This window comes from Lactobacillus sp. B4026, assembly GCF_026535825.1.
GTDB lineage: Bacteria > Bacillota > Bacilli > Lactobacillales > Lactobacillaceae > Lactobacillus > Lactobacillus panisapium.
In genome coordinates this window covers 166,707-181,922 of sequence record NZ_JAFNPD010000002.1, presented here as the reverse complement: position 1 = coordinate 181,922, position 15,216 = coordinate 166,707, and the positions used below count along the sequence as shown (strand labels likewise).

Here is a 15,216-nt window from a genome sequence, read left to right as displayed (position 1 = left end):
GTAATTACCACATTCCAATTACTTTTGTCCAAACAAGTCCGCCGCCAAGCCAGATTACGTTCAAGACAACGCCAATGATGGCACTGAGTTTCCACCAATCTTTATTGGAAACATAACCAGTTGAAGATAATAGAGCCGCTGGACCGGCAGAATAGCTCGAAGTTGACAGGTATAGTGAACCATCTAATGCAAGCATTAAAGCGGCCATGACTGGCGGTACTCCAGCACCAATTGCTATTGATAAAAAGCCAGCATATAGAGCTGAAATTTGAGTTGATACACTTGGGAATAAATAATGTAGGTAAAAGTAAGCTAAATATAAAATTACTAATACTAAAACCCAATTCATTCCGTGCAGTGCACTTCCCAGAGTCTTTGAAAACCATGGGAAAAAGCCAAGCGTCATTAGCTTTTGCGACATCAACATGATGATTGACAACCAAGTTAAGATATTCCAAGCAAAGCTTTGTCCAAGAATATCTTTAACATTGATAACACCACAAATAAGTAAAAGAGCCACGGCGATAAAACTAACCTGGGTAGCATCAATTCCAAATTCTGGTCCAACTAACCATAAAATAACTGAGAGTAAGAAAACGATTCCCATGATCTTTTCGGCAGCCGTCATTTTGCCAAGTTTTTTCAATTTATCGTCTGCCCAATCATGAGCATTAGGAGTTTCCTTAATCTTCGGTGGGTAAATTTTATATAAAATAAAGGGAACGACTAATAATGAAATCAAACCAGGAACAATCGCTGCTAAAAACCATTGCATCCATGAAATTGAAATGTTTTGCGTCTTTGCTATTCCAAGAGCTACCATGTTACCAGCTAAGCCGGTTAAAAACATAGTTGAAGTGACAATATTAACTTCGTACTCATTGAAAACCAGGAAAGAACCCATGTCCCGTTCTGTTCCCTTTTTAGGATCAGAACCCATTTCTTTTGATAAGTTATCAATAATCGGGTACATAATGCCATTAACACGCGCGTTGTTACTTGGAATACCAATTGCCAAAACAGTCTCAACTAAGGATAATGCATAAGCTAAGCCTAAAGTTCTTTTACCAAAAGTTTTAACAAAGAAATAAGCAATTCTCTTACCTAATCCAGATTTGATAAAGCCAGCTGCCATAAACATGCACATTGCAACCATCCAGGCCGTCGAATTACCGAATCCCGCCGTAACTTCGTCCATTTTGAAGATACCGGTTAAGGTGGCAATTACGACAGCAATAATAGTTGTAGCCATCATTGGTAACGGCTTAGTCACACAAGCAACGATGGTTGCAATAAAAATCGCGAACAAGTGCCAAGCTGTGACATTAATTGCTGTTGGTCTAATCGGTGTGACTAGCCAAAGAATAAGGCCGATCCCCACTGGCAAGAGCCATTTTTTCCATTCAAATTTATCTAACATTTTTGTTTTCTCCTTAGAAAATTATTCGTTCGCCTTTTTAATAGCTGAACTAACAGCCTCTTTTAAAGCATGAGTTGTTGTGGAAGCGCCTGAAATGGCATCAACAGCAGTTGTGTTTTGCTCCACCATTTCTTGTGGCAGACGAGCGATCGCAACAGCCCCAATACCTTCAGTCTCATGATTTTCCAAAACTTCAATGTTCTTAATTGTTTGATCTTCATAAGTTACTCGGACCAGAATTCTGCCCCCAATGCCTGCTTCAGAAGAACCAAGATATTGATTCTTTTGCAAAACAATTTGGTTTTCGTTATTGCCATCGAGTAGGTCATTTATGTTCGGGAGAGTGCCTACACTTGCTGCTTTTGTCGTTAAACTTGGTAACTGTGCAACTTTTTCGCCAGCAATTTTACCAAAAATCAAACACTCTGCTAAATTGCCACCACCTTGGTAACGATTGGTACACATGCCACCAAGTTCACCAGCACTATACAAACGTCTAATCACTTTGCCGTCATTATTTAGAACTTGAGCAAATTCGTTATGTTGAGGTCCTCCTTGAGTATTTAAAACTGCTGGAGCTAATTTGACGGCATAAAAAGCATCATTGTCGTTGAATTGAGCCATTGTTTCTGGGGCCCGATTAAATTCAAGATCTTGGCCTTTTTGCACAAATTGATTAAATCTAGCAATTGTATTTACCAGATTTTTACCAGGAACTTTAATTTTGGTAGCCAAAGCTTCAACTGTATCAGCCTTAACGACCTTGGCAAAAAAGTCTTGGTACTTCAATCTTCCTTCTTCTTTTTCCTGCAGAAACTTTTGGTACTGGTTGTGATCAAAGACAAGCCATGCGTTATCGTATGCATGCGGCAAAAGATAATCACCGTGTTGGTAAATATGACCATGCCTAAATTTGGCATCCTCACGCATGAAACGTGTCCCATCATCGGCAACCGCAATAATGGAACCTTCTTTAACATTTTTCCAGCCACTAATTTGTCTTCCGCGAACGTTGTCTTTTTCGGCAATTACGTAACTAGGTACTATACCAAGAGACTCGTAATTACCCATATGCCACATCTTAGCACCAACTTCAGCAGCCATTGTAATGCCATCACCTTGATTATATAAGGTACCCAATGGGGTCAACTTGCTAACATGCAGATAGTCTTGCTGCATCTGAGCATTATTTTCAAAACCACCAGTTGCCAGCACCACACCCTTTTTTGCGCGAATAAAATAGTGCTTGTGATTACGAGTAATTACTGCTCCAACAATTTCATCATTTTCAGGGTCCTGCAAAAGATGCTCGGCCTTTGACTTCAGCCAGACATTAATTTGCGAACTACGTGAGAGAACTTCTTGGCGAAGTATTTTCCATAAACCAGCATCAAAATCCTGATTATGCACCAAGGCAAAGTCAAAGGTTTCGGAACCATTATATTCGGGATACTCGCACAAATTCTTTTTATTAGCCAAATGATCACCTGGCTGATAGTCTTTTGACCAAATAAACGGATCAATCCCCAGATACTCTTTAAAGTAACTCGGCATTTGAACAAAGCCGTCCAAATAAGCATTTAAAGTAGGCTTATCAACATTGAATGGTGCGGCCAATTGCTGATAATAATTAGTTATTTTTTCTTTATTATGTGCCATTGCCACATGCTGAGCTGAATAGCGGGTATTACCGCCTTCGTGACCATAAGGGGCAGCATCTACAATTAGCACCCGACAGCCTTTATCTGCGGCAAAACGAGCAGCAGTTGCTCCAGCTCCACCAAAGCCTAAAACTAAAACATCATATTCTCCATCCCACTTAGTTTGTGCATCAATTTTCATTTTTCTTCTTCTTTACTGCTTCTTAGCATTTTTGATTGCTTCGTTAACTGCTTCCTTGAAGGCAGCACTTGTAGTGCTGGCGCCACTGACTGCATCAACATCCGTTGTCTGTGCAGAGAGCATCTTTTTGGTCAATACCGGTATTGCTTTGCCTCCTAAAGATGGTGTTTCTTTTTCCTGCAAAGTTTCGATTTTAGCAATTTTATTATCATCTAGCGTTACGCGAACAACGATTGGAGCATCGTTAATTCCGTTTTCACTAATACCAATGCCTTGATTTGCACCAGCTTCATAATCAGCTGAAGTGGCGTGCGCATCCGACTTAAGGTCCGGATTTTCCGAAGCATTCGTAACAACATCTACTTCTGCCATTTTTCTTTTTGGCCAAGCTGCATTTTCACCAGCAATCTTACCGGAAATTAACAAGTCTGCGATACTGTTTGCGCCAATGTATTTTGTTGCAAAGATGTCGCCAAGTTCCCCTGCTTCATATAAGTGCGGAATGACGTTATTTTCCATATCAAGTACCTCGCACTTTTCATTTCTGCGAGCGCCACCATGAGTATGTAAAATATTATGTCTAATCGCAATGGCATAATAAGGCCCATTGCCAAAAGCACGCATTGTTTCAATTTTGCGGTTTAACACCATATCCCGTTTTGTTTCTGTTACTTGAAAATTAAAGTCAGCAACTGCTTCAGCTAATTTTGGAGCACTAATTTTTTCAGCTAACTCTTCGATCGAATCGGCTTTAACTGCATATGAAATTAACTGCTTAATTTGCTCTGCCTTGTCTGAAGAATCATTTGCTAGTTGATCATATTGTTTTTGATCCATAACTATGTGAGGATGATTTTGATTTGGCAACATAATCCAATTACCATGGTTATACTTATAACCGTGGCGATCTTCTTCATCTTCTCGGTAATAACGCGTTCCGTCATCCCCAGCAACAAAAATACTGCCGTTAAATAGGCTTTGCCAATTGATCATGTAAGCAAACTTCTCTCTTGGCTTACCCTCATTTAATGAAAAGCCATGAGAATCATAATTAGACATATGCCATAGCCGAGCACCCGCTTCGACAGCTAAATCAATACCCTTACCCTTATTGTATAAAGTACCAATTGGTGCTAATGACCCTTGGCCGAGAAAAGTCTGTACCATATCCTGATTATTTTCGAAACCGCCACAAGACAATACGACACCATTTTTAGCTGCGACATTTTGCACGATGCCATGGCGTTTAATCTGTACGCCAAGAATTGTTTTTGAAGCAGGATCCTGAATAAGATGTTCTGCCGGACTTGAAAACCAAACGTCAATTTGATCTAAACGCTCGTATACTTTCTTCCGAAGTAATTTCCAAAAGCCACCATTGTACATGCCAGCCGTCATTGTTTGTGAACGCATAGTAGCCGCATGATCATATTCGGGATATTCACCTTGTGGCCTTCTACCAGTATATTGGGCATCAATTCCAAAATATTTTTGTGAATATTCCTTCATTTGTAAAACATTATTTACAAAAGTATCTAAAGCTTTTGGATCGTATTTAAACGGATAGTAAGTTTGTTTATAATAATCACGCAAATCATCGAAATTATCGCTCCAGGCAAAGGCCCCACCGGCATAGCGGGTATTGCCACCTTCTTGACCTTCTGGTGCAGAATCAATCAATAAAACTTTTGCCTTTTGGTCAGCGGCAAATCTCGCCGCACCTGCACCAGCTCCACCGAAGCCAACCACGATTACATCATAGATTGCGTCCCACTTAAGAGTTGAATCGTAGATCATTATCTTACCTTCTCTTTCCTAAAAGATTACTTATACTTAATGAAATATATCCTTTAAGAAAAATTAAGTCCAATTTATTTTGCGCAGATTTTTCCTATACAAAAAATTCTAAAAGCATTGTCAAGTAAGGAATAATTGCAATTTCTTCTCAAGTTTAATATAATCAAAAAAGATGAGATTATAAAAGTTTTTAATTAATTAGGAGATAAAAATGAACGAAAAAGATCTTCTATACTTTTGTAAATTAGTAGAAACGGGTAATTATACAGCAACGGCTGCTCTATTCGAAGTAACCCAACCAACTATCTCAATGGCAATTAAACGGCTGGCTGATAAATTCGATGATCCACTTATTTTGCAAAAAAATAGAAAGAGCAAAATTACTTTGACAGATGCTGGGGAGCTTCTTTATGAAAAAGCTAAAATTCTATTACAAGATATTTCCAGCATTAATTATGATGTTAAACACGCTAGTGATAAGAAAATAAGGTTAGCTTTTTCTGGCGAGGCTGGCAATTCATTTATTGCTGATATTATTATGAAGTTTTATCAAGCCGGACTAACCGATTTAATTGACACTAATATTGAAAGATCTGCTGATGCATTTTCAGATTTAACTAATGGCGATGTTGACGTAGCAATTTACTCTTGGATGGTGCCAATTAATGATCCTGAATATTTTGTCCATAACCTCAAGAGAACTGAATTAGTTATTATTACTAGTTTGGATGATCCTTGGAAAGATGTTCACGAGATTAGTGCTTCTGATTTACGCAACCGCAAATTTGTCGCCCGTTCACGGGGCTATCTAACAAGAGAATGTTTGGAAGAAGTAGGTAAACTGGGTAACTTCTCACCAAATGTGATTTATACTGCGCAAACCATGCAAACGATGATTGACCTAGTAAAACGGAATGTTGGCATTGCCTTGGCAATGGAAAGCAGTCTTAAGGATGAAACTGGCGTTCACGTAATCCGTTTAAAGCCAGGTCAAAAATTATACGCTTATATGCAAATCGCAATGCGTAAAAGCTTTGTGCCGAACAAATACCAAAAGAAAGGTATTGAAATCTTGCGGCACTTTAAGCCTTAATCAGAAATATATTAATACATTTTGTAGACTAAAAAGAACTCATGACCATACAGCTAAATCTAATTAAAGATTTGCTGCAGTCATGAGTTCTTTTTTTAAGCTAAAATATTAAATAATGCTGCTGCTAGTGAACCACCTACAAGTGGTGCAATGATTGGAATCCAACTGTAGGCCCAATCAGAATTGCCTTTATTGGCGATTGGTAATAATTGATGAACCAACCGCGGTCCAAAGTCACGTGCAGGATTCAATGCAACCCCAGTAGGTCCACCAAGTGATAAACAAACTGAAGTAATTAAAAATCCAGCTAATAATGGGTTTAAGCCATCGGCTAAATCACCGTTAGTTAAGGCTAACAAACCATAAACCAGGATAAAGGTTGCAATTAACTCAGTAAAAAAGTTCCAAACATAATTTCTAATAGCTGGAGCTGTTGCAAAAGAAGTTAAAATTGCTTCTTCGTCCTTAGTTTCCGCCCAGTGCGGATAATAGGTTAGCCAAACTAAAACTGCCCCGACAATCGCTCCTAACACTTGAACTGCAAAATATGGTAATACTGCAGACCAAGGCAATTTATGAGCAATTGCCATCGACAACGTAACTGCCGGATTATAATGGCCCGGACAGAGCCATCGTGCACTGAACACGCTGAATGCAACGGCAAAGCCCCAGCCAAAAGAAACAACTATCCAGCCACTCCCTTTGGATTTAGACTTGTTTAGGTTCGTCCCGGCACACACGCCATCACCAAGTAAAACTAGCATCGCCGTGCCTAGAAACTCCCCAACCAATTGCATTGTAAAGTTATTATTCATATCCCTCTCCTACCTCGATTATTGTGCTACAATCGTAGTCTTGTGAAATAATTATCAGTAGTAAATTACTCCCGGGAACAAATATATAACTTTCTGTCTCTTTTGTAAATATCAAAATTGCGCGAATAAAGGCTTAACATCATTGCTTAACAACTAAAGGCTGTAATTGTTTTTCTATTTCATTAAGTGGGACATTAGCTTGAAGTAAACTAGCGGCAGTATAAGTTCCTTCAATAAGTGCAGTGTTATATAAATGAACTTTTTTGTCTGAAAACTCTACGGCCATGTCTAGGTTCATTTTGGCACTGCCTAAATCATAAAAAGCTAAGATTTCATCTGCCTGATTTTCGTTAAAAGCCTTAATAATTTTATCCATACTGGTACCAATATCGTTGTCATTGGTACCGCCAGCAAGAGTGAGCGGCACATCTTTAGCCACCTGCCTAATAAGTTTTTCAATGCCGACAGCTATTTCTGGCACATGGGAAACAATAGTTATTCCTAAAGTCATCATTATCCTTCCGTTTCAAGTAACGCTGTGAATAAGTAGCCACTTGATTGTGAACCCGGGTCAACATGTCCTTTAGAACGTTCACCCAAATATGATGCTCGACCTTTTTTGGCAATCATTGGAGCGGTACTTTTAACTGCAGCAGTAATTCTAGACTCGGTTAACTGGCCTTCTTTAACTTTTGGTACTAGTTGTGCCCAGACGTCAACCATAGTTTTATCTCCTGGTTGTGCACCACCGCGTTTTTCAATCCCACTTAACGCAGCTTCTAATAATTCGCCTAAATCTGTTGTAGTAGCACTTTTTTTAGCCATTTCCAAGAAAGCTGTTCCATATAAAGGACCAGAGGCGCCACCAACTGTTGAAATTAAGGTCATTGCAATCTCCTTTAGAGCCTCTGACTCTGAAGCTGGAGGAGTAGTAGAAAGTTTTTTAACTACCGCTTGCATACCCCGATCCATATTAAATCCGTGGTCACTATCTCCGATTGGCGTATCAAGATCACTTAAAAGTTGCTTATTTGCAGCTACTTTGGCAGCAAACTTTGTCATCCACTCAATTGTTTGATTGACAGTTAATTCCATTTAATTATTCTCCTTAATTTACCAAGCAATAGTTTCAACCGGAGTATTTAAATACTCGAGCCATTTGTCATCTTGAATTTCTAGCATAGTAAGTGAAATCCCGGCCATGTCCAAAGAGGTCATATAATTACCAACCTTGGTAAACACAGGCTTAAGGCCTCTCTCATTCAGCTGGTTGAATAAGTCATTAGTAAAAATGTATTGCTCCATTAGCGGAGTAGCCCCCATGCCATTCACCAGCACAGCATACTTTTTAGCAGAATCTAACTTTAGTTCGTTATCAAGTTTTCCTAGCAATTCCTTTACTAATTCATTAGCAGGTTTAATCTTTTCAACCCGATAGCCTGGTTCTGAATGAATTCCAACCCCATACTCAATTTCATCATCTTTTAACGTAAAACCTGGTTTACCCGTTTCTGGATTGGTAGCAGCAGAAAGAGCCACAGCAATTGTTTTAATATTTGGCAAAACTTGCTTGGCCAGTTCTTCAATTTCTGCTAGACTGGCCCCATTTTGAGCAGCTGCACCTAAAATTTTGTGCATCAAAATTGTTCCCGCAACACCGCGGCGACCCTGCGTATAGGTGCTATTTTCAACCGCAATATCGTCATCGACAACAATAGATTTAACTTTGATATCTTCCATCTCCGCCATATCCATTGCCATTTCAAAGTTCATAACATCGCCCGAATAATTTTTGATGATTAGAAAAACACCTTGTCCATGGTCAGCCGCTTTAATTGCGGCATAAATCTGATCTGGTGTAGGCGATGTAAATACTTGTCCGCATACAGCTGCACTTAACATTCCCTTTCCAACAAAGCCTGCATGGGTCGGTTCATGACCTGATCCACCTCCACTAACTAAGCCTACTTTGCCCGTCATTGATGCTTCATTCGCACGCACCAATGCATCAGTTTGCGGTATTCGCCGAATATATTGCGGATATGCCTTGCTCATCCCGCTAACCATTTCGTCAACGACATCGTTAGGATTATCAATAATCTTTTTCATTACCAAAAGCCTCCTTTTTAGTTAAATCAGTTATAAATCAATTATAGCAATAAGCGCTTTCATAAACTATTGCTGAAAACAAAAAACGAAGATTGCTCTTCGTTTTCGCTTTATTTAATTAATACTTGGTATCGTTTAGATCGATCATCATCCGGATGTTCAGCTGCATGACCACATGCGACAATGACACTTGCCTCGTAATCATCAGAAATACCTAAGTCTGCTAGCAATTTGTCATCAGTATTGAGAATTCTTGCCGCATTCATTAAATAAACTGAACCTAAATTTAAATCTGCCGCTTCAATCATAATGTTTTCAGCCGCTACGGAAGCATCACGTTGACCAAACATACTATCTTTCTTTACGTTAATAACAAAAAGAAGTGGTGCCTCATAACAAGCATTCTTGGTTAAAGTTTCAATTCGCTCAAGAAGAGAAGTATCTTTCACGACAGTCATCCGCATGTCTTTTGCTTGGTGCATTCCACACGGAGCCGCCTGAAAAGCTGCAATCAACTTAGTAATATCTTCTTGATCAACTTTTTCATCAGTGTATTTCCTAATTGCTACTCTTTTAAAAACAGAATCAGACATTAGCTGCATCTCCTTTTTAAAATGATGACCTAAATTGATTTAATTATTGAGCTATAATTTTACTACTTTTATGATTCAAATTTTCCCATCTGATGTAGTATTTATCAGTAATTTGAACATACTTTTTACCGTGAATCTTCTTGGCACTAATGACCATTACAGTCTTACCTTTTTTAACATAAACGTTAGCCTTGCGAACGCCTTTACTATTATAAACGTAAGACTTCTTCTTTACCTTATATTGGACTGCCTTAAACAACTTAACGTTTCTAACGCTAATATATTGATTCTTCTTATTGTTAAAACCAATTAAAGATTTGCCATTCGGACTTGCAAGACCGGAAACAAGAATTATAGTGCCCTTCTTTAACTTGGAATTTTTCACACGTTTACCATCTTTATCATAAACATATGAATTTCTCGTTAATTTAGCATACTTACCCATTAATGATAATGCTTTAGAAGAATCTGCCGTATTTTTACTTGGCTTCTTAGAAGTATCATTGCCGGCTGCTGGCTTAGTTTGATCACCAGTTGTTGGTGTCTTAGCAGTGTCTTGGCCAGTTGTAGGCTTGGTTTGATCACCACTTGTTGGTGTCTTAGCAGTATCTTGGCCAGTTGTAGGCTTAGTTTGATCACCACTTGTTGGCGTTGTCGGGGTTGTTGTAGACGTACCCTTAGAAGAATCGCTGTTAGTGGTTGGCACAGGTTGATTAGTTTCTGCTGCCAATACCGGAGCTGCTGCACTTAAACTAAGTGATAACGAAGCAGCACCAACTAAACCTAAAATTGTTTTTTTGTTCATATTTACACCTCATTAAAATATCTATTTGTTTCTATTTTACTACTTTATGCCAAATTTTTCCTGTTAAAACTTAAATGGATTATTCACGTGAATATTAATAAGAAATTTTTAGTTTAAACTTATCTTGCAATATCTTATAAGGAATTAAAAACGGTTTTGCTTTATACTATTTAGGGGAACAATATTTTTTAATTAAGGAAGGCTGACATGAAGCAGAAAAAAAGCGACACAATTGAAATTTTAGTTACAATTGACCAAAACTACATTAAGCCACTTGAAGTAATGATGTATTCAATGAAACTTAATAATATGGAGCAAAATTTTTGCATTTGGTTAATTCATGATAATATTGCGGATTCTGCTCTTCGTAACCTAACGAAATACGGTGAACAAATTGGCATGCAGGTCAAGACCGTGGCAATGAATAATAATATTACTTTTCCTGACTCACTGTTAAATTTACATGATTACCCAAAAGAAATGTATTTTAGGTTATTATCTGGTCAAGTTTTACCAGCTAGTTTGCATCGGGTACTCTACCTTGATCCTGATATTCTAGTAATCAACTCACTGAGAAAGCTGTGGGAATTGGATCTAGCTGGCAACATGTTTGCTGCTGCTGTTCATGAGGGCTTAACCGATATTATGAGTTCTATCAACAATATTCGGTTAGGCACGACCACCGGCTACTTTAATTCAGGCATCATGTTAATGGATCTTGATGAAATGCGTAAAAAAGTCAAAATCGAAGACATCACGGCAGCAATTGAGAAAAATCATGATACGCTTATTCTGCCGGATCAAGATATTCTCAACTACCTTTATGGTGAAGATATTCTAAAAATACCTGAAACGCTTTGGAACTATGATGCTCGCGCATACTCAGTTTATTTAGCTAGAAGTACTGGCGATTGTAATATCGAGTGGGTTATGGAAAATACTTCAATCTTACACTTTTGTGGCAAGCCTAAACCTTGGCAAAAAGAGAAACACTCGAGATTTAAAGCTCTCTATCTCAACTATCAGCAAATGACAAACCGCATCTTAATGCAGCAAAAATAAATACGATATTTAGCCTTTTTCTATTGATGGAGCCAAGAACTGTGCTAAAATATAAAAAGTTGCCGAATATCAAGCGACACAAAGCATTACGTAATTTGTGTATAGTTAATCGCAAATAAGTCCTGCTTAAAAAAATTTATAGAAAAGAGAAGAAAATATGGCTTCAATTAATAAATCTGAACTTACCAAAGAAGTTGCAGCAAAAACTGGTCTTAAGCAAAAAGACGCAGAAAAAGTGATTGATTCTTTAATCGAATCAATCAAGGACAACTTGGCTAAAGGTGAAAAGGTTCAAATTATCGGCTTTGGTTCATTCGAAGTTCGTGACCGTGCTGAAAGAAAAGGTAGAAACCCACAAACTGGTAAGACCTTAACCATTCCTGCAACCAAAGTGCCAGCTTTCAAACCAGGCAAGGCTTTAAAAGACGCTGTTAAATAATTTAATTACAAGCGAAAAAAACAACAAGCAAAATTTGCTTGTTGTTTTTTTTTTGTCCTATTCTACCTATTTTGGTGGTTCAATTTTTTAGCTAAAAAGTCACCGGTAATTTGTACAATAAAGATTAAGATAATAACTAGAACTGTGGCTACAAAAGTCACATCGTTATCGAAACGCTGGTAGCCATAAGAAATGGCTGTATTACCCAAGCCACCGGACCCGATAGCACCAGCCATCGCGGTTAAGCCGATTAAACTAATGATTGTCACCGTTGATACTCGAGCCAATTCTGAACGAGCTTCGTTTAAGTAGACATTAAAAATGATATCCCAGGTTGTTGCCCCTAAGCTTTGCGCTGCTTCAATTTTTCCGTGATCAACACTTTCTAAAGCCACCTGAACTTGACGAGCATAGAAGGGAAAAACTCCAAGTGATAACGGAACCAGTGCAGCATTCATACCGATCTGCGTTCCGACTATTAATTGGGTAAACGGAGCAATGAAGGCTAACAAAATGATAAACGGAATTGCCCGAAAAATTGAAACAATTTTATCACAAATATTAAACCAAAACTTATTTTGTCTAATTCCACCCTCTTTGGTTAAAACTAGAATTACCCCGAAGAGAATACCTAAAATGCCACCAAAGATTGCTGACCAAAAAGTCATAAATAAAGTTTGAAAAATACTAGTTCCCCAGCCAGTATCGCCGCCCCAGCCTAAGTTCACGACATTTGGAAAAATTTTACTAAACCAACTAATCATACAAATTCCCCTTTTCATTCAACCTAGTTACTGCTACTCCTTCTTCGGTTAAAAAGGCAACAGTCTGCTTCTGCTTATCACTATCACCCTTGACCAAAACTAAAAGCGTACCGATTGGTTCATCGTCTAGTAACTCAACATTCCCATAAAGCATACTAGTTTCGACACCAATCTGACGGTAAAGGTCAATAATAATTGATTTGGTTACGTTAGCTAAACTATAAATAAGTTGGTAAATTGCTTCATGATCATTTAGCTTAGTTAAATTTAGCGACTCTAATGTGTTAATTACTTCTAGTGAGCCGCCTACAAAGCTCTTTGTTAAGCTGTTTTTCGGATGCAAGACTACATCACGCAGCGTACCGTTTTCAATGATTTTTCCTTGCTGCATTAAAGCAACTTTGTCACAAATCTTTTTAACTGCGCTCATCTCATGTGTAATCAAGACAATTGTAAGGTTGAGTTCTTCTTTTAATTTTTTTAGGAGGGTTAAAATCTGTTGGGTATTTTGCGGGTCAAGTGCACTAGTAGCTTCATCCGAAATGAGAATATCTGGTTCATTGGCTAAAGCACGTGCAATTGCAACCCTTTGCTGCTGACCACCGGATAATTGAACCGGGTAAAAATCTGCCTTTTCCTTTAAATCAACTAATTCTAACAGTTTTAGGGATTTTTCCTCTATTTCCTTTTCTTTTAAGCCAGAATGCTTTAAAGCGAAAGCAACATTTTCAACTACGGTAATTTCATTAAGTAAGTTAAAGCTTTGAAAAATCATTCCGATTTTTCTACGCTCCAATTGCAGATTCTTGTTAGAAATTACCTGCTTACCGTCTTTGACAAAATCTGTGCCATTAACTTTAATGTTCCCAGCCGTTGGTTTTTGTAATAAATTAATTGTTCTAACTAAGGTTGACTTACCTGCCCCAGAAAAGCCAACAATACCGTAAATATCACCTTTTTCAACGGTTAGGCTGACATCATGGACTGCATGCACTATTTTTCTTTTTTTATCAGCGAAATCAACGTTGACATGTTGCAACTCAATAATACCCATTAAATTTTCTCCATTCACTTAAAAACTAATTAAAACTTGATGTCCCAAGCAGTTTTTTGCATGTCACCGTAATATTTCTTGTCTAAGCGCTTAGTTTCTTCGGTTTGGTAGGCCTTCACAACGGCGAGGTAATCTTTATTCTTCTCCTCACCTTTACGAGCACAGATGATGTTAACCCATTTTAATGAATCCTTGTTAACCGGCTCAACAAAGATTGTTTGTTTCTTACCTAAACCAGCGGGACGAGCAAAGTCATTATTAACAACTGCGGCATCAACTGAGTCAATTACCCGACCACATTGATCAGCATTTATTTCTTTAATTTTTAGGTTTTTAGGATTTTTCACAACGTCAGCAACAGTAGCTAATTCCTTGCCTTTACGCAGTTCGATTAAACCGGCATTTTTTAAAACAAAAAGTGCACGGGATTCGTTGCTGGCATCATTTGGAACTGCAATTGAAGCACCTTTTGGTAAGTCGCTCAGTTTGTGATATTTCTTGGAATATAATCTGATCGGATTAATTTCTGTGCGGCCAATTGCCACTACGCCGCCCTTATTCGCTTTATTCCACGCTTTCAAAAAGGCATAGTGCTGAAAGGCATTTAAGTCAATATCACCATTTTTAACGGCTTTGTTTGGCTGGTTGTAATCGGTAAAGTTCTTCACTTTAACCGTTACACCATATTTCTTTTTTGCAGTAGCCGCAACATGATTCCAAATATCTTCCTTTGGCTTAGTTTCACTAACTATTCCCACAGTAACCACATGGTTGCCACCCTTTTGACTATTATTAGGTTTGGGTCCAAAGCTAAACCACCCAATCACAATCACAACTAAAGCGACGATTACGCCGATAACAATATTTCTTGTCTTCTTCTTCGACATTACAGAACCTCCAAAGTTCAACAAAAAAAGCACTCATCCCTAAAAATAAGGACGAGTGCTTCGCGATACCACCTTTAATTTGTTTATTACTCACGTAATAAACCTCAATAGCTATCTATCAATAGCTTGCACAAATAACGGATGCAACTCCGCCGAAAGCTAAATATCACTAACGGTCATCATTTCAAGCCCATGTTCATTATTCCTTGTCTGCTAACTCTCACCAAAATGTTAGCTCTCTTTATCAACTTGGCAAATAACTACTCTGCTTTTCAAGATGTATTAATTATTTAATTGTTTATTAATTTAGCACCTAGTTTTAGTTCTGTCAACCACGTTTAAAATTATTTTTGCTGATGCTTGTGAAAATTCTGATATTGATCCCAATTATCACGCGCGACCACAAAGGTAATGATGGCCATGCCAATTACTTGCCACCATAAGTTAGGATTGATCATTTCAGCTTGAATAATACTATTAACAAGGATCAGGATACTGATCACTAAAACGATTACGCTTATGATCATCTTCTTCAT

At 38.1% G+C, this 15,216-nt stretch carries 16 protein-coding genes and 1 other annotated feature; of the genes, 3 read left to right on the top strand and 13 right to left on the bottom strand.

Annotated elements, in window-relative coordinates; all coding sequences use genetic code 11:
• Positions 1 to 4: 4 nt before the first annotated feature.
• The 3 genes from J3U69_RS02775 to J3U69_RS02765 are packed head-to-tail and all read right to left on the bottom strand — an operon-like array spanning position 5 to position 5,059.
• Complete coding sequence (locus J3U69_RS02775; RefSeq protein ID WP_103751694.1) at positions 5 to 1,420, bottom strand: DASS family sodium-coupled anion symporter; 1,416 nt, start codon at positions 1,418 to 1,420, stop codon at positions 5 to 7.
• A 21-nt stretch (positions 1,421 to 1,441) separates the two neighbouring features.
• A complete protein-coding gene (locus tag J3U69_RS02770) occupies positions 1,442 to 3,262 on the bottom strand; it encodes an FAD-binding protein (RefSeq protein ID WP_267412956.1) in 1,821 nt (606 codons plus the stop codon).
• A gap of 12 nt (positions 3,263 to 3,274) precedes the next feature.
• Positions 3,275 to 5,059, bottom strand: a complete 1,785-nt coding sequence (locus tag J3U69_RS02765; RefSeq protein WP_220219717.1) for an FAD-binding protein — start codon at positions 5,057 to 5,059, stop codon at positions 3,275 to 3,277.
• A 211-nt stretch (positions 5,060 to 5,270) separates the two neighbouring features.
• Here J3U69_RS02765 and J3U69_RS02760 point away from each other — a divergent pair, with 211 nt between their 5' ends.
• Entirely contained in the window at positions 5,271 to 6,152 is an 882-nt protein-coding gene (locus J3U69_RS02760; protein ID WP_220219718.1) for a LysR family transcriptional regulator, read from the top strand.
• Positions 6,153 to 6,247: 95 nt separating this feature from the next.
• Here the strand turns inward: J3U69_RS02760 and J3U69_RS02755 are convergent, their stop codons facing one another.
• The 6 genes from J3U69_RS02755 to J3U69_RS02730 all read right to left on the bottom strand — a co-directional run bounded on the left by J3U69_RS02755 (position 6,248) and on the right by J3U69_RS02730 (position 10,474).
• Positions 6,248 to 6,967, bottom strand: a complete 720-nt coding sequence (locus J3U69_RS02755; RefSeq protein WP_220232018.1) for an MIP/aquaporin family protein — start codon at positions 6,965 to 6,967, stop codon at positions 6,248 to 6,250.
• Positions 6,968 to 7,106: 139 nt separating this feature from the next.
• A complete protein-coding gene (gene dhaM / locus J3U69_RS02750; RefSeq protein WP_267412955.1) occupies positions 7,107 to 7,478 on the bottom strand; it encodes a dihydroxyacetone kinase phosphoryl donor subunit DhaM in 372 nt (123 codons plus the stop codon).
• Positions 7,479 to 7,480: 2 nt separating this feature from the next.
• Positions 7,481 to 8,062, bottom strand: coding sequence for a dihydroxyacetone kinase subunit DhaL (dhaL, locus tag J3U69_RS02745; protein ID WP_267412954.1), 582 nt, complete (start codon positions 8,060 to 8,062; stop codon positions 7,481 to 7,483).
• 18 nt (positions 8,063 to 8,080) lie between these two features.
• Positions 8,081 to 9,076, bottom strand: a complete 996-nt coding sequence (gene dhaK / locus J3U69_RS02740; RefSeq protein WP_267412953.1) for a dihydroxyacetone kinase subunit DhaK — start codon at positions 9,074 to 9,076, stop codon at positions 8,081 to 8,083.
• Between the two features lie 110 nt (positions 9,077 to 9,186).
• The gene (locus J3U69_RS02735) at positions 9,187 to 9,669 is read right to left on the bottom strand and encodes a nitroreductase family protein (protein WP_220219723.1); all 483 of its coding nucleotides are present in this window, start codon (positions 9,667 to 9,669) and stop codon (positions 9,187 to 9,189) included.
• A gap of 43 nt (positions 9,670 to 9,712) precedes the next feature.
• Positions 9,713 to 10,474: an SLAP domain-containing protein gene (locus J3U69_RS02730; RefSeq protein ID WP_267412952.1), complete on the bottom strand. Its 762-nt coding sequence runs from the start codon at positions 10,472 to 10,474 to the stop codon at positions 9,713 to 9,715.
• A gap of 207 nt (positions 10,475 to 10,681) precedes the next feature.
• Here J3U69_RS02730 and J3U69_RS02725 point away from each other — a divergent pair, with 207 nt between their 5' ends.
• Positions 10,682 to 11,536, top strand: coding sequence for a glycosyltransferase family 8 protein (locus tag J3U69_RS02725; protein WP_267412951.1), 855 nt, complete (start codon positions 10,682 to 10,684; stop codon positions 11,534 to 11,536).
• 157 nt (positions 11,537 to 11,693) lie between these two features.
• Positions 11,694 to 11,975, top strand: coding sequence for an HU family DNA-binding protein (locus J3U69_RS02720; RefSeq protein ID WP_220219726.1), 282 nt, complete (start codon positions 11,694 to 11,696; stop codon positions 11,973 to 11,975).
• Positions 11,976 to 12,037: 62 nt separating this feature from the next.
• Here the strand turns inward: J3U69_RS02720 and J3U69_RS02715 are convergent, their stop codons facing one another.
• From J3U69_RS02715 to J3U69_RS02700, 4 genes are all read right to left on the bottom strand, one after another.
• Positions 12,038 to 12,739 (bottom strand): methionine ABC transporter permease, encoded by a 702-nt coding sequence (locus J3U69_RS02715; protein WP_103751706.1) that lies wholly within the window; start codon positions 12,737 to 12,739, stop codon positions 12,038 to 12,040.
• Positions 12,732 to 13,793: a methionine ABC transporter ATP-binding protein gene (locus tag J3U69_RS02710; RefSeq protein ID WP_267412950.1), complete on the bottom strand. Its 1,062-nt coding sequence runs from the start codon at positions 13,791 to 13,793 to the stop codon at positions 12,732 to 12,734. The genes J3U69_RS02715 and J3U69_RS02710 overlap by 8 nt, the downstream gene beginning before the upstream one ends.
• Before the next feature lie 29 nt (positions 13,794 to 13,822).
• Complete coding sequence (locus tag J3U69_RS02705; protein WP_267412949.1) at positions 13,823 to 14,680, bottom strand: MetQ/NlpA family ABC transporter substrate-binding protein; 858 nt, start codon at positions 14,678 to 14,680, stop codon at positions 13,823 to 13,825.
• 44 nt (positions 14,681 to 14,724) lie between these two features.
• Positions 14,725 to 14,965 (bottom strand) — a binding site (T-box leader).
• Positions 14,966 to 15,024: 59 nt separating this feature from the next.
• Positions 15,025 to 15,216, bottom strand: a complete 192-nt coding sequence (locus tag J3U69_RS02700) for a hypothetical protein (RefSeq protein ID WP_127326205.1) — start codon at positions 15,214 to 15,216, stop codon at positions 15,025 to 15,027.

Coding starts and splice junctions, on each gene's coding strand:
- J3U69_RS02775 (WP_103751694.1), bottom strand. CDS start 1,420: ATGTTAGATAAATTTGAATGGAAAAAATGGCTCTTGCCAGTGGGGATC.
- J3U69_RS02770 (WP_267412956.1), bottom strand. CDS start 3,262: ATGAAAATTGATGCACAAACTAAGTGGGATGGAGAATATGATGTTTTA.
- J3U69_RS02765 (WP_220219717.1), bottom strand. CDS start 5,059: ATGATCTACGATTCAACTCTTAAGTGGGACGCAATCTATGATGTAATC.
- J3U69_RS02760 (WP_220219718.1), top strand. CDS start 5,271: ATGAACGAAAAAGATCTTCTATACTTTTGTAAATTAGTAGAAACGGGT.
- J3U69_RS02755 (WP_220232018.1), bottom strand. CDS start 6,967: ATGAATAATAACTTTACAATGCAATTGGTTGGGGAGTTTCTAGGCACG.
- dhaM (WP_267412955.1), bottom strand. CDS start 7,478: ATGACTTTAGGAATAACTATTGTTTCCCATGTGCCAGAAATAGCTGTC.
- dhaL (WP_267412954.1), bottom strand. CDS start 8,062: ATGGAATTAACTGTCAATCAAACAATTGAGTGGATGACAAAGTTTGCT.
- dhaK (WP_267412953.1), bottom strand. CDS start 9,076: ATGAAAAAGATTATTGATAATCCTAACGATGTCGTTGACGAAATGGTT.
- J3U69_RS02735 (WP_220219723.1), bottom strand. CDS start 9,669: ATGTCTGATTCTGTTTTTAAAAGAGTAGCAATTAGGAAATACACTGAT.
- J3U69_RS02730 (WP_267412952.1), bottom strand. CDS start 10,474: ATGAACAAAAAAACAATTTTAGGTTTAGTTGGTGCTGCTTCGTTATCA.
- J3U69_RS02725 (WP_267412951.1), top strand. CDS start 10,682: ATGAAGCAGAAAAAAAGCGACACAATTGAAATTTTAGTTACAATTGAC.
- J3U69_RS02720 (WP_220219726.1), top strand. CDS start 11,694: ATGGCTTCAATTAATAAATCTGAACTTACCAAAGAAGTTGCAGCAAAA.
- J3U69_RS02715 (WP_103751706.1), bottom strand. CDS start 12,739: ATGATTAGTTGGTTTAGTAAAATTTTTCCAAATGTCGTGAACTTAGGC.
- J3U69_RS02710 (WP_267412950.1), bottom strand. CDS start 13,793: ATGGGTATTATTGAGTTGCAACATGTCAACGTTGATTTCGCTGATAAA.
- J3U69_RS02705 (WP_267412949.1), bottom strand. CDS start 14,680: ATGTCGAAGAAGAAGACAAGAAATATTGTTATCGGCGTAATCGTCGCT.
- J3U69_RS02700 (WP_127326205.1), bottom strand. CDS start 15,216: ATGAAGAAGATGATCATAAGCGTAATCGTTTTAGTGATCAGTATCCTG.